The 12,452-nt window shown below is 69.8% G+C and carries 14 protein-coding genes; 12 read left to right on the top strand and 2 right to left on the bottom strand.

Features of this window, described 5'->3' with window-relative positions; translation table 11 throughout:
• Positions 1 to 26 precede the first annotated feature (26 nt).
• Positions 27 to 833, bottom strand: a complete 807-nt coding sequence (locus IB269_RS22295; RefSeq protein ID WP_192368342.1) for an SDR family NAD(P)-dependent oxidoreductase — start codon at positions 831 to 833, stop codon at positions 27 to 29.
• A 161-nt stretch (positions 834 to 994) separates the two neighbouring features.
• Between IB269_RS22295 and IB269_RS22290 the strand changes: the two genes are divergently transcribed.
• From IB269_RS22290 to IB269_RS22275, 4 genes are all read left to right on the top strand, one after another.
• Positions 995 to 1,522 (top strand): winged helix-turn-helix transcriptional regulator, encoded by a 528-nt coding sequence (locus IB269_RS22290; RefSeq protein ID WP_012207577.1) that lies wholly within the window; start codon positions 995 to 997, stop codon positions 1,520 to 1,522.
• Between the two features lie 8 nt (positions 1,523 to 1,530).
• Positions 1,531 to 2,334 (top strand): helix-turn-helix domain-containing protein, encoded by an 804-nt coding sequence (locus IB269_RS22285; protein ID WP_192368341.1) that lies wholly within the window; start codon positions 1,531 to 1,533, stop codon positions 2,332 to 2,334.
• 93 nt (positions 2,335 to 2,427) lie between these two features.
• On the top strand, positions 2,428 to 3,048 hold the full coding sequence (locus tag IB269_RS22280) for a GlxA family transcriptional regulator (protein WP_192368340.1): 621 nt from the start codon (positions 2,428 to 2,430) through the stop codon (positions 3,046 to 3,048).
• A gap of 13 nt (positions 3,049 to 3,061) precedes the next feature.
• Positions 3,062 to 4,036, top strand: a complete 975-nt coding sequence (locus tag IB269_RS22275) for a DMT family transporter (protein WP_225614254.1) — start codon at positions 3,062 to 3,064, stop codon at positions 4,034 to 4,036.
• A gap of 41 nt (positions 4,037 to 4,077) precedes the next feature.
• On the opposite strand, the gene IB269_RS22270 is transcribed toward IB269_RS22275, so the two are convergent.
• Complete coding sequence (locus IB269_RS22270; RefSeq protein WP_012207581.1) at positions 4,078 to 4,641, bottom strand: fasciclin domain-containing protein; 564 nt, start codon at positions 4,639 to 4,641, stop codon at positions 4,078 to 4,080.
• Positions 4,642 to 4,952: 311 nt separating this feature from the next.
• Between IB269_RS22270 and IB269_RS22265 the strand changes: the two genes are divergently transcribed.
• From IB269_RS22265 to IB269_RS22230, 8 genes are all read left to right on the top strand, one after another.
• On the top strand, positions 4,953 to 5,924 hold the full coding sequence (locus IB269_RS22265; RefSeq protein ID WP_012207582.1) for a ferritin-like domain-containing protein: 972 nt from the start codon (positions 4,953 to 4,955) through the stop codon (positions 5,922 to 5,924).
• Between the two features lie 91 nt (positions 5,925 to 6,015).
• Positions 6,016 to 6,258, top strand: coding sequence for a hypothetical protein (locus IB269_RS22260; protein WP_192368338.1), 243 nt, complete (start codon positions 6,016 to 6,018; stop codon positions 6,256 to 6,258).
• 45 nt (positions 6,259 to 6,303) lie between these two features.
• A complete protein-coding gene (locus tag IB269_RS22255) occupies positions 6,304 to 7,674 on the top strand; it encodes an Nramp family divalent metal transporter (protein ID WP_192368337.1) in 1,371 nt (456 codons plus the stop codon).
• Between the two features lie 162 nt (positions 7,675 to 7,836).
• Positions 7,837 to 8,316, top strand: coding sequence for a rhodanese-like domain-containing protein (locus tag IB269_RS22250; RefSeq protein ID WP_192368336.1), 480 nt, complete (start codon positions 7,837 to 7,839; stop codon positions 8,314 to 8,316).
• A 12-nt stretch (positions 8,317 to 8,328) separates the two neighbouring features.
• Entirely contained in the window at positions 8,329 to 9,243 is a 915-nt protein-coding gene (gene epsC, locus IB269_RS22245) for a serine O-acetyltransferase EpsC (protein WP_012207586.1), read from the top strand.
• Positions 9,240 to 9,512, top strand: a complete 273-nt coding sequence (locus IB269_RS22240; protein WP_012207587.1) for a helix-turn-helix domain-containing protein — start codon at positions 9,240 to 9,242, stop codon at positions 9,510 to 9,512. The genes epsC and IB269_RS22240 overlap by 4 nt, the downstream gene beginning before the upstream one ends.
• Positions 9,513 to 9,595: 83 nt before the next feature.
• Positions 9,596 to 10,528 (top strand): family 2A encapsulin nanocompartment shell protein, encoded by a 933-nt coding sequence (locus tag IB269_RS22235; protein ID WP_013800566.1) that lies wholly within the window; start codon positions 9,596 to 9,598, stop codon positions 10,526 to 10,528.
• Positions 10,529 to 10,540: 12 nt separating this feature from the next.
• Positions 10,541 to 12,448 (top strand): family 2A encapsulin nanocompartment cargo protein cysteine desulfurase, encoded by a 1,908-nt coding sequence (locus IB269_RS22230; protein ID WP_192368335.1) that lies wholly within the window; start codon positions 10,541 to 10,543, stop codon positions 12,446 to 12,448.
• Positions 12,449 to 12,452 lie beyond the last annotated feature (4 nt).

Here is a 12,452-nt window from a genome sequence, read left to right as displayed (position 1 = left end):
GCCGTCAGGCGGCGGGCCGTCAGGCGTCAGGCGGGCTGGCCTGCATCCGCACCCTGATAGCGCGCTGCCGGCACGCCGCTGAGCGTCAGCGCCTTGACGAGATTGGCGCGCGATTGGTCAAAGTCCAGCCAGGCGGTCGTGCTGCCCAGCGTGGGAAAGCAGATGGCCTCGCCCTGGTCGAGTGCGACCAGGGCCGTATCCACCAAGGACTCGGGCGACATGAACAGGTGCTCGGGAAACGGCGCGGGCTTGCCGCCGAAGAATTCGGAGTGCACCAGGCTGGGCATCACCGCCTGCACCATGACGCCGCTGGAAGCGAGCTCGGCCTGCAGCGAGCGCGTGAAGTTCAGCACATAGGCCTTGGAGGCGCCGTAGCTGGAGGCGCCCGGCACCGGCATCACGGCCAGGATGGAGCCGATGTTGATCAGCGTGCCCCGGCCGCGCGTGGCGAACAGCCGCGCCGCCGCCAGCGACAGCCGCGTCAGCGCATGGATGTTGACCATGACCATGCGATCGACCTCGCCTGCATCCACCTGGGCGGCCGGGCCCAGGGCACCCAGGCCGGCGCAGTTCACCAGCATGCGGATGTCACGCTCACCCGACAGCAGCGCCGCCACGCGCTGCAGGCCGGCGGCGTCGGCCAGGTCGGCGGCCACCACCTCCACCTCGCTGCCATGCGCGCTGCGCAGGCGCTGCGCCAGCGCCTGCAGCCGGTCCTCGCGGCGGGCCACCAGGATCAGGGAATGGCCCCTGGCGGCCAGGCGGTCTGCGTAGACGGCGCCAATGCCGGATGAGGCGCCAGTGACGATGGCGGTGCCTTGATGCGTGCTCATGAAGGAGGTCCTTGCTTGAAAAAGCCGTGGTTGATAGTGGCTCCAAATATAAACTCCAATCATTAGAGTTACAAGCACGCAATCCACCTTTGCGGGCCGGGCTTGCGTTTTGCTGAGACACTCCAGGCCTGCGACAACCGCGAACACACAAGGGAAACCCCATGCGATCCAAGAGCTTCGAGGGCATGGCCTGCTCGATCGCCACCGCGCTGGAGGCCGTAGGCGACCGCTGGGCCATGCTGGTGCTGCGCGACCTGATGCTGGGCCTGAGCCGCTATGACGACCTGAGAAAGTCCACGGACATCACCAATGCCACGCTGACCGACCGCCTGCGCCAGCTGGAGCAGACCGGCCTGGTCGAGCGCCGCCTCTACCAAAGCGGCCCGGACCGCTATGAGTACCTGCTCACGCCCAAGGGCCGCGACCTGTCCCTGGTGATCCAGGCGCTGGCCCAGGTCGGCGACCGGTGGCGCCTGCAGCAGCAGGCCCAGCCGCCCATGCGCTTTGTGCGCGCGCAATCGGGCACGCCCCTGCGGCTGGCGCTGGTGGAGGAGGAATCGGGCCAGAGCGTGCCCTTTTCCGAGCTGCGCGTGGAGGCCGGCCCCGGCGCGGACGACCTGACGCGCTGGCGGCTGTCCAAGCTGGCCGCGCAGGCCAGGACGCCGGCAGCGGCCCCCGGCGCGGATTGAGACCGGCCATGGCCGCGCCAATACCCGGCAAGCGCCCGCAACGCGCCCTGACCTACCGCCGCCACTGCGCGCTGGGCGGCGTGGAGATTCTCAGCGGCCATGCCGTGCAGCACCGCTATCCGCGCCACTTCCACGACACCATGGGCATTGCCGTCATCCACGGCGGGCGCGAGCTGTGCTGGAGCCGGGGCGCCGAGCGCGAGTTCACGGGGGGCGATATCGCGCTGTTCAACGCCGGCGAGATCCACGACGGGCGCCCGGGCGGCGAGCAGGGCTGGACCTACGACATGCTGCATGTCGAGCCCGCCCGCATGCACGCGCTGCTGGGCGTGCGCGATGGCTGGTTCGACGCCGTCAGCCTGCACGACCCGCAGACCCGGGCCTGCGCCCGGCAGTTGCTGCAAGGTCCGCAGGACGGCCTGGCCGCCGACGAGGCCCTGCTGGCGTTGCTGCGCCGCGTGGTGCACAGCCCCGGCCGGCCGCATGCGCCCGATGGCGCCAGCGCGGCGCTGCTGCGCGAGTTCATCGACGCCCATGCGGACCAGGAGCTGGGCGCCGCGCGGCTGGCCGCCGTCTGCGGGCTCAGTCCCGAGCACGCCATCCGCAGCTTCAGCCGCCGCTACGGCATCACGCCCCATGCCTACCACCAGGCCCGCCGCGCCGAAAGCGCCCGCGGCCTGCTGCGCGGCACGCTGGCGCTGAGCGAGGTGGCACTGTCTCTGGGCTTCTACGACCAGAGCCATTTCTCCAACTGGTTCCGCCGCGCGCATGGCGTGGCGCCTTCGCAGTACCGCCAGGCCATGCGGCCCTGAGCGGCCTTGAGCGGCCCGGCCTGATCAATTCCGTCCAAGACCGCGCGCTGCGGCCTGCCTAAGCTGCCACTCCTCGACAGACAGGAGTGGTGGATGAAGACACGGACCGTTGGATTTTTCGTCTTTGATGGCGTGGTGCTGCTGGAGTTTGCAGGGCCTTTGCAGGTGTTCGACGTGGCCGCGCGCGTGGCGGTGCGGCGCGGGCTGGCGGCCTCGCCCCCGTTTCAGCCCGTGGTGATCAGCCGCAGCGGCGCCGCCGTGCGCACGCGCGAAGGCGTGGGCATACAGGCACAGGCCAGCCTGCAGGACCATCCGCCGCTGGACCTGCTGATCGTGGCCGGCGGCGCCCTGCAGGCCGAACTGGCCGCGCCCGAGGTCGCCGCCTGGCTGCGGCAGGTGGCCGGCAGCAGCGAGGTGACGGGCTCCATCTGCGTGGGCTCCTTCCTGCTGGGGCGGGCAGGGCTCCTGGACCAGCGCGAGGCCACCACGCACTTCGAGGACACGGAAGACCTGCGCGCCATTGCCCCGGCTGCCCGCGTGAGCGCCGACAGGCTGTGGATCGATGAGGGCGCCATCGTCACCTCGGGCGGGTTTGCGGCGGGCATCGACATGGCCCTGCACCTGGTGGAGCGCCTGCTGGGCGCGGAGATCGCGGCCGAGACGGCGCGCCAGCTCGAGTACCAGCGGCGCAATGCCGCCGACCGGCAAGCGTGACGGGGCCATGCGCATGAACGGAAAGACAAGCTACCTGGCGCTGCTGGCCGTGGGCGGGCTGATCCTGAGCCTGTCCGGCGTGGCCGTGGCTTTCAGCAGCATGGGCACCAGCGCCATGGGCTTTTACCGCATGCTGCTGGGCGGCCTGGGGCTGGCCGGCTTTGCCCTGTGGCGCGGCCTGCGCTGGCGCATGACGCGCCAGGCCCTGCTGTACGCCTGCCTGGCCGGCGCCGCGCTGGCGCTGGACCTGTACTGGTGGCACAAGAGCATACGCATGGTGGGGCCGGGCCTGGGCGCCATCCTGACCAACTGCCAGTCGTTCTTTCTGGCGGGGCTGGCCTGGGCGGTGTTCCGCGAGCGCATCACGGTCGTCTACTTCGTGGCGCTGGTGCTGGCGGCCACCGGCATCCTCATGGTGTCGGGTGCGGGGCTGCCCGTGGCCGCAGGCCCCGATTCGGCGTCCGAGCACTGGCTGGGCGTGGCCCTGGGCCTGGCATCGGCTGCGGCCTATGCGCTGTGCGTGGTCTTCATCAAGAAGGGGCAGACCCCGCCGCACGCCACGCATCCGGCCGTCAACATGGCCGTGCTGTGCGCCGCCGCCGCGCCCTGCCTGCTGGCAGCCGCGTGGCTGGAGGGCGAATCGCTGGCCATTGCCAGTGCGGCCGATTTCGGCACGCTGCTGCTGTACGGCCTGCTGGTGCAGGGCGTGGCCTGGCTCATGGTGAGCACGGCCGTGCCGCATGTGAAGGCCTCGCTGGCCGGCCTCATCCTGCTGGCCGAACCCATAGGCACCTATGCCATCGACGTGCTGTTCTTCACCGCCCGGCCCACGCCGATGGCACTGGCCGGCATGGCACTGACGCTGGCGGCCATCTATGCGGGATCGACCTATGGGGGCGCGCCCTCTGGCGGGGCGCCCTCTGGCGGCGCGCCCTCCGGCGGCGCACCCGCAAGGCGCATGGCGAAGGCGCAAGGCTCCGGCCACTGACCACGGCGGTCAGTGGCCGGCCCGCTCGCTGCCTGTGCCGCTCACTTGGGCAGCAGCACCTTGTCGATCACGTGGATCACGCCGTTGGACTGGTAGACGTCGGGGATGGTCACCGTGGCCGTGCCGCCCTTTTCATCGGTCAGCATGATCTTGGAGCCGCTGGACTTGGCCACCAGCGTGCCGCCGCTGACGGTCTTGATGCTGGCCATGCCCTTGCCGTCCTTGATCATCTTGGACAGCGCCGCCGCATCCCACTTGCCGGCCACCACGTGGTAGGTCAGCACGGTGGTCAGCGTGCCCTTGTTCTCGGGCTTGAGCAGGGTGTCCACCGTGCCTGCGGGCAGGGCCTCGAAGGCGGCATTGGTGGGCGCGAACACGGTGAACGGACCCGGGCCCTTGAGCGTGTCGACCAGGCCCGCCGCCTTGACGGCTGCGACCAGGGTGGTGTGGTCCTTGGAGTTGACGGCGTTGTCGATGATGTCCTTGGACGGCAGCATGGGTGCGCCGCCCACCATCACATCGGCCATGGCAGCCACGGAGGCAGCCGACATCACGATGGCCAGGCCGAACGAGGCCAGCTTGCGGGTGTTTTGAATCGAGATCATGGAATGCTCCTAGCGGGTTGATGACGAGCCGAACGATTCCGGCTGATCTGGATACGCAGCGCAGCGGGGTCTGGATTCAAAAAAAACGGCGATCGACGCCAAACACAAAAAGTTACAACCACTTTCAATTGCGGCACATCCAGACCTGCGCGGCCTGCGTACTGCCGGATAGCGGGGACGCATCCCATTCCCCTGGAGCAGGTGGCCACCTCTTCAGTGGAACGCGCTTTCGCCACACCCGTGTGCTTTCGGCCGGAGGCGCATTCTTCACGTTGACCGTTCGCGCCTGCCGCGAACCGAGAGGAACCATCATGTCTGACGAATCAGTGTTGATCGGGGTTTTGCAAAAACGTGCCAAGAAGCTGGAGGACAGGCGCCAGTTCTTCCGCAAGACCAGCGGCGTGGCCGTGGGCATGGCGGGCGGGGTGATCCTGTCCGCCTGCGGCGGCGGCGGAGGCGATGCGAATGCGCAGGCCAACGGGCCCACGGATGCGGAGATCCTGAACTTCGCCCTCAACCTGGAGTATCTGGAGTCGCAGTTCTATCACTACGCGGTGTTCGGCACCGGCCTGCCCGCCAACCTGCAGTCGGGCGTGGGCACGCAGGGCGCCATCACGGGCGGCCGTGCCGTGGCCTTCAAGGACCCCGTGGTGGCGCAGTACGCCAAGGAGATCGCCCAGGACGAGATCGCCCACGTGGCCTTCCTGCGAGCGGCGCTGGGCTCGGCAGCGGTGGCGCAGCCGCAGATCGACATCGGCGGAACCGACCCGAACGGCGCCTTCTCGGTGGCGGCGCGAGCGGCCGGGCTGGTGGGCGCGGGCACGGCCTTCGATCCCTATGCGAGTGACGAGAACTTCCTGCTGGGGGCCTTCATCTTCGAGGACGTGGGCGTCACCGCCTACAAGGGCGCATCGCCGCTGATCACCAACAAGACCTATCTGGAGGCAGCCGCCGGCATCCTGGCCGCCGAGGCCTACCACGCAGGTCTGGTGCGCACGGTGCTGTACGCCAAGGGACTGGCCACGCCCGCGCTGCGCACGGCGGCCGGCGCCATCTCTGATGCGCGCGACAGCCTGGATGGCTCCACCGACGTGGACCAGGGCATCACGGGGGACGCCACCACGTCCAACATCGTGCCGCTGGATTCCAACGGCATCGCTTTCAGCCGCTCGCCGGGCGACGTGCTGAACATCGTGTACCTGACCAAGGACACGGCGACCAAGGGCGGCTTCTTCCCGGCCGGCGTGAATGGCTCGCTGGTGATGAGCAGCGCCTACGCCTGACGCGGACCGCCCGCCTGCCCCGCACCGGCCGGGGCAGGCGGGCTTCCCCGGGGCTGGCCCGAGACAAGCGTTCCCCTGCCAAGGAGTTGCCATGATGTCCCTTCTGCCTTCCTCATCCGCCCCCCGCACTCCGGCTCATACGCCGGCCCGCACGCCACGGCGCCTGAAACCTGCCACCGTGGCGCGCCGCTGCGTGGGCAGCCTGATTCTGCTGGCCGGCGCGGTCATCTTGACCGGAGATCTCGTGGCGCTGTGGCGCGGCGCAGGCACTGATGCCGCACCCGCCGCCGCAGCCATTGCGCCCGCCAGCGGCGTGGTGCCAACCGCCCGATAGGCATCCCCCTGCAACCGCGTGCCCCCCGCCGGCGGAAAGGCCCCCATGAACGACACCGTGCTTGCGGCCGAACAGGGCCGCTTCGGCACCATCGAGCCGGACCACGGCCACGCGGGCACGCCCAGCCTGCCGCAGGTGCATCGCAGCATCGCCGTGCCGCGCGGCGACAGCCGCTCGGACAACGCGCGCCGCGTGCTGGCGTTTGCCGGGCCCGGCTACATGGTGGCCGTGGGCTACATGGACCCTGGCAACTGGGCCACCTCCATCGCGGGCGGCTCGCAGTTCGGCTACTCGCTGCTGGCGGTGATCTTTGCCTCCAACCTGATGGCCATGCTGTTCCAGGCGGCGGCCGTGCGCCTGGGCCTGGCCAGCGGGCGGGACCTGGCCCAGGCCTGCCGCGCGCAGTTTTCCCCGCGCATCAACCTGGTGCTGTGGTTCTTCTGCGAGATCGCCATCGTGGCCTGCAACCTGGCCGAGGTGCTGGGCATGGCCATCGGCCTGAACCTGCTGTTCGGCCTGCCGCTGGTGGCCGGGGTGTGCATCACGGTGGTGGATGTGATGCTGATCCTGGCGCTGCAAAGCCGGGGCTTTCGCTGCCTGGAGTCGGTGGTGATCGCCCTGGTGGCCGTGATCGGCCTGTGCTTTGCCGCCCAGCTGGTGTGGCTGCAGCCGCCCGTGGCGGCCGTGCTGCGCGGCCTGCTGCCGGGCATGGAGATCGTGGCCAATCCGCAGATGCTGTACCTGGCCGTGGGCATCGTGGGGGCCACGGTGATGCCGCACAACCTGTACCTGCATTCGTCCATCGTGCAGACACGCCGGCATGACACCACGCCCCAGGGCACGCGCCAGGCCATCCGCCTGGCCACGCTGGACTCCACGGTGGCGCTGGGGCTGGCGCTGTTCGTGAACGCCGCCATTCTGGTGGTGGCGGCCGGCGCGTTCAACCGGCCCGGCCAGGCGCCGGTGACCGAGCTGTCGGACGCCTACCACCTGCTGTCGCCGCTGCTGGGCGTGGGCATCGCCAGCGCGGTGTTCGGCGTGGCGCTGCTGGCCTCGGGGCTGAGTTCTTCGGTCACGGGCACGCTGGCCGGGCAGATCGTGATGGAAGGCTTCCTGCAGATCCGCCTGTCGCCTGCGCTGCGCGCCCTGCTGACACGCTGCATTGCCATCGTGCCCGCCGTGGTGGCCACCGCCTGGTACGGCAGCACCGGCGCCAGCGCCCTGCTGGTGTTCAGCCAGGTGGTGCTGAGCCTGCAATTGCCGTTTGCCATCGTGCCGCTGCTGCTGTTCACCACGCGGCGCAAGACGCTGGGCGAGCTGGCCTTTGGCCCCCGGATGTCGGCGGTGCTGTGGGGCTGCGCGGCCCTGGTGGTGTCGCTGAACCTGTGGATGCTGCAGCGGCTGCTGACGGCCTGAGGCGCCCTGAGGCTGTCCCGAGGTGGCCCCGGCGCCACGCGGCGCCTTCATAGACGTTTTGCTTCTATCAAACGCCGCTCTTGTTCGTTGGTGGCTTGCCGCGAAGTTCTTAGATTGGTGCCTATAGCCACCAACCCGCGAATTCTCCGCAAGGACGACGACATGACAGCCCTCACTTTGGAAACCGCCTTGCCCCGGGCGCTGCAGGAGGCACAGGACCACGCCCACGCACAGGGGCTGGGCCACGCAGGCGGCGTGCGCCCGCCCGTGGCCTGGGCGCTGGTGCAGGCCGGCCAGGCCGTGCTGGTCGATGTGCGCACGGCCGAGGAACGCAAGTTCGTCGGCCAGGTGCCCGGCACCCTGCACGTGCCCTGGGCCACGGGCACGGCGCTGACGCGCAACCCGCGCTTTGCCCGCGAGCTGGAAGCGCGCCTGGCCCCGCACGGCGGCAAGGAGGCCGTGGCCCTGCTGCTGTGCCGCAGCGGCAAGCGCTCGGTGCTGGCGGCCCAGGTGGCGGCCCAGGCCGGATTCGCCCATGTGTTCAACGTGCTCGAAGGCTTCGAGGGCGAGATCGACGCGCGGCAGCAGCGCGGCAAAAACGACGGCTGGCGCTTCCACGGCCTGCCCTGGATTCAAGACTGAAGGAGCACGCAGATGGCCAGTTTCGACATTGCCGGACTCACCCAGAACCTGCATGCGGCGCGCCGCGAATGGCGCGAGGCCCACGGCCGCACCCAGGAGCCCGGGGCGCGCGAGTTTCCCTCGCGCGACGCGCTTTCCACCCTCATCGACCAGCTCAAGGCAGCCCTGTTTCCCATGCGCCTGGGCCCGCACGACCTGCGCCAGGAAAGCGAGGACATCTTCGTGGCCCACCAGCTGGACTCGGCCCTGCATGCGCTGCTGGGCCAGATACGGCTGGAGCTGCGGCTGTCCGCGCCCCACACGGCAGCGGGCGCCGACGCCATGGCGCTGGACATCGCACGCGCCTTTGCCGAGTCCCTGCCCCAGATCCGCCGCCTGCTAGACAGCGATGTGCTGGCCGCCTTCCACGGCGATCCCGCCGCGCGCAGCGTGGACGAGGTGCTGCTGTGCTATCCGGGCGTGCTGGCCATGATCCACCACCGCCTGGCCCACCAGCTGTACCTGCTGGAGCAGCCGCTGCTGGCGCGCATCGTGGCCGAGCTGTCGCATGCGCAGACGGGCATCGACATCCACCCGGGCGCGAAGATCGGGCGGGGCTTTTTCATGGACCACGGCACGGGCGTGGTGATCGGCGAGACCGCGGTGATCGGCGAACGCGTGCGGCTGTACCAGGCCGTCACCCTGGGCGCCAAGCGCTTTCCCACTGATGAGCACGGCCACCTGCGCAAGGGCCTGGCGCGCCATCCGGTGGTGGAGGACGACGTGGTCATCTACGCGGGCGCCACCATCCTGGGCCGCGTCACGCTGGGGCGCGGCGCCGTCATCGGCGGCAATGTCTGGGTGACCGAGGACGTGCCGCCCGGCGCCCACGTCACCCAGGCCCATGCGCGCGAGCACGCGCAGCAGCCCCGGGAGGTGGCCCTATGAGCACCCGGCTTGTCACCAGCTTCGGCATTGCCGTGCGCCAGGCGCGCGAGGCCCATGGCTGGTCGCAGGAGCGGCTGGCCGAGCACTCGGACCTGAACCGCTCCTACGTGGGCGAGATAGAGCGCGGCCGCGTCATCGCCTCGCTGCTGACCGTGGAGAAGCTGGCCGTCTCGCTGGGCGTGCAGCCCTCGGCCCTGGTCATGCGCGGCGAGACCGTGGCCCACGACCAGCTGGTGCGCGGCCTGCGCTTGGCGGCTATAGCATGTTGAAGACATGTGCGCGGGCCGGGACACTGGCCCTGTTTTCCCTCCTTCCCCTTCCCTTTTTCCTGAACTGATCACGGAGTCTGCACATGTCGGCAACAGTGGGCGGCACGACCGCGCTAGGCGACAACGCCGCGCGGCAACTGGCCAACGCAACCAAAACCGTTCCCCAGCTTTCGACCATCAGCCCGCGCTGGCTGACGCACCTGCTGCAATGGTCGCCGGTGGAGGCGGGCATCTACCGCCTCAACCGCGTCAAGAACCCGGAGGCCATCAAGGTCACCTGCACGGCCAAGCAGGAAGACAACCAGCTGCCGCGCACCTATGTGGACTACGAGGAGCAGCCGCGCGAGTACTTCCTCAACGCCGTCTCCACCATCCTGGATGTGCACACGCGCATCTCCGACCTCTACAGCAGCCCGCATGACCAGATCAAGGAACAGCTGCGCCTGACCATCGAGACCATCAAGGAGAACCAGGAAAGCGAGCTGATCAACAACCCCGACTACGGCCTGCTGGCCCAGGTCACGGACGAGCAGCGCATCTTCCCGCTGACCGGCGCGCCCACGCCCGACGACCTGGACGAGCTGCTGACCAAGGTCTGGAAGGAGCCCGCCTTCTTCCTGACCCATCCGCTGGCCATTGCCGCCTTCGGCCGCGAGGCCACGCGCCGCGGCACGCCGCCGCCCACGGTCAGCCTGTTCGGCTCGCAGTTCATCACCTGGCGCGGCATTCCGCTGATCCCCTCGGACAAGGTGCCCGTGGCCGATGGCAAGAGCAAGATCCTGCTGCTGCGCGTGGGCGACAAGCGCCAGGGCGTGGTCGGCCTGTACCAGCCCGGCCTGCCGGGCGAGCAGAGCCCGGGCCTGTCGGTGCGCTTCATGGGCATCAACAACCATGCCATCGCGTCCTACCTGATCTCGCTGTACTGCTCGCTGGCCGTGCTCACGCCCGACGCGCTGGCCGTGCTCGACGATGTCGAGATCGGCAAGTACCACGACTATCCCGACACCTACAAGTAAAGAGGCCGGGCGTTGACCGTGTCTGCAATCACCTCCGTGGCGCCCCAGGCGCCCTTCGACCCCGAGGCGCTGGCGCGCATGGCCAACGCCCTGTTCTCCGCCGCACCGGGATCGGCTCCTGCCCTGCCGGGTCTTCCGGGTCTTCCCGGCCTGCCTGCTGGCGTGCAGGCCCCCGTGAACGTGGCGCCGCCCGGCTCGCCGCTGGCCAGCCCCGCAGGCCTGGGCCCCGGCGTGCCGGGCACGCCCATCCCGCAGGGCCAGGCGCCGGGCAGCAACCTGCTGCCGGCCTCGCCCGCGCCGCTGGCCTCGCTGGCCCACCGCGCGCCCGCGCTGCTGCCCCATGCCCAGGCAGGCAACGGCGTGCCCGACCATGTCGTGAGCGCCCTGCCCGCCTACGAGCCGCGCCTGGGATCGCAGGTGCTGGGCGTGCCCCAGCGCCAGGGCGATCCGCTGGATGCGCTGGCCGCGCTCCCGTTCACGGCACCTGCTGCACCTGCTGCACCTGCGGCACCCGCCGTGCCGCGCATCGGCGTGCCCACCGAAGGGCCCGGCATTGCGTCCACCGTGCCTTCGGCCGAGCCGCGCTTTTACTTTGTCGATCCCGTAGTGCTGCCCGCCGGCTACACCACGCCGGCCCATCCGCTGCAGCGCCAGCAGGCTTCGCACGGGGCAAGGCATGGCACGGCCGGCGTGCAGGCGCCCTTCGACGTGCATGCCGTTCGCCGGGACTTTCCCATCCTGTCCGAGCGCGTCAACGGCCGTCCGCTGGCCTGGCTGGACAACGCGGCCACCACGCACAAGCCGCGCGCGGTGATAGAGCGCATCCGCCACTTCTACGAACACGAGAACTCCAACATCCACCGCGCAGCCCATGAACTGGCCGCGCGCGCCACCGACGCCTACGAGGGCGCGCGCGAGCGCGTGCGCCGCTTCATCAACGCGCCCGACGTGAACGAGGTCATCTTCGTGCGCGGCACCACCGAGGCCATCAACCTCGTGGCCAAGAGCTGGGGCTGGCAGCATGTGGGCGAGGGCGACGAGATCATCGTCTCCCACCTGGAGCACCACGCCAACATCGTGCCCTGGCAGCAGCTGGCGGCCGCCAAGGGCGCGAAGATCCGCGTGATCCCGGTGGACGACTCGGGCCAGGTGCTCATCGATGAATACCGCAAGCTGCTGAACCCGCGCACCAAGATCGTCTCCGTCACCCAGGTCTCCAACGCGCTGGGCACGGTCGTGCCCGTGCAGCAGATCGTGGAGCTGGCCCACCAGGCGGGCGCCCGGGCCCTGGTCGATGGCGCGCAGTCGGTCTCGCACATGGCCGTGGACGTGCAGGCCATCGGTGCGGACTTCTTCGTGTTCTCGGGCCACAAGGTCTTCGGGCCCACGGGCATCGGCGTGGTCTGGGGACGGCGCGAGGTGCTGGAGGACATGCCGCCCTGGCAGGGCGGCGGCAACATGATTGCCGACGTGACCTTCGAGAAAACCGTCTACCAGCCCCTGCCCAACACCTTCGAGGCGGGCACCGGCAACATTGCCGACGCCGTGGGCCTGGGCGCCGCCATCGACTACGTGCAGGCCCTGGGCATGGAGCGCATTGCGCGCTACGAGCACGATCTGCTGCAGTACGGCACGCAGGCGCTGGCGCCCATCCCCGGCCTGCGCCTGATCGGCACGGCGGCCGACAAGGCCAGCGTGCTGTCCTTCGTGCTCAAGGGCTGGACCACGGCCGAGGTGGGCGAGGCGCTCAACGCCGAAGGCATCGCCGTGCGAACCGGCCACCACTGCGCCCAGCCCATCCTCAGGCGCTTCGGCGTGGAGACCACGGTGCGGCCCTCGCTGGCCTTCTACAACACCACCGAGGAAATCGACCGGCTGGCGGCCGTGGTGCAGAGGCTGGCGGCGCGCAGGCGGGGTTGAGCCA

Origin of the sequence: Delftia sp. DLF01, from assembly GCF_014852125.1 — a bacterium.
Classification (GTDB): domain Bacteria; phylum Pseudomonadota; class Gammaproteobacteria; order Burkholderiales; family Burkholderiaceae_C; genus Comamonas; species Comamonas acidovorans.
The sequence above is the reverse complement of the archived record's forward strand: the minus strand, read 5'-3'. Positions and strand labels throughout refer to the sequence as shown.

Excerpts from the sequence above, each read along its gene's own strand:
- IB269_RS22295 (WP_192368342.1), bottom strand. The coding sequence starts at position 833 with ATGAGCACGCATCAAGGCACCGCCATCGTCACTGGCGCCTCATCCGGC.
- IB269_RS22290 (WP_012207577.1), top strand. The coding sequence starts at position 995 with ATGCGATCCAAGAGCTTCGAGGGCATGGCCTGCTCGATCGCCACCGCG.
- IB269_RS22285 (WP_192368341.1), top strand. The coding sequence starts at position 1,531 with ATGGCCGCGCCAATACCCGGCAAGCGCCCGCAACGCGCCCTGACCTAC.
- IB269_RS22280 (WP_192368340.1), top strand. The coding sequence starts at position 2,428 with ATGAAGACACGGACCGTTGGATTTTTCGTCTTTGATGGCGTGGTGCTG.
- IB269_RS22275 (WP_225614254.1), top strand. The coding sequence starts at position 3,062 with ATGAACGGAAAGACAAGCTACCTGGCGCTGCTGGCCGTGGGCGGGCTG.
- IB269_RS22270 (WP_012207581.1), bottom strand. The coding sequence starts at position 4,641 with ATGATCTCGATTCAAAACACCCGCAAGCTGGCCTCGTTCGGCCTGGCC.
- IB269_RS22265 (WP_012207582.1), top strand. The coding sequence starts at position 4,953 with ATGTCTGACGAATCAGTGTTGATCGGGGTTTTGCAAAAACGTGCCAAG.
- IB269_RS22260 (WP_192368338.1), top strand. The coding sequence starts at position 6,016 with ATGATGTCCCTTCTGCCTTCCTCATCCGCCCCCCGCACTCCGGCTCAT.
- IB269_RS22255 (WP_192368337.1), top strand. The coding sequence starts at position 6,304 with ATGAACGACACCGTGCTTGCGGCCGAACAGGGCCGCTTCGGCACCATC.
- IB269_RS22250 (WP_192368336.1), top strand. The coding sequence starts at position 7,837 with ATGACAGCCCTCACTTTGGAAACCGCCTTGCCCCGGGCGCTGCAGGAG.
- epsC (WP_012207586.1), top strand. The coding sequence starts at position 8,329 with ATGGCCAGTTTCGACATTGCCGGACTCACCCAGAACCTGCATGCGGCG.
- IB269_RS22240 (WP_012207587.1), top strand. The coding sequence starts at position 9,240 with ATGAGCACCCGGCTTGTCACCAGCTTCGGCATTGCCGTGCGCCAGGCG.
- IB269_RS22235 (WP_013800566.1), top strand. The coding sequence starts at position 9,596 with ATGTCGGCAACAGTGGGCGGCACGACCGCGCTAGGCGACAACGCCGCG.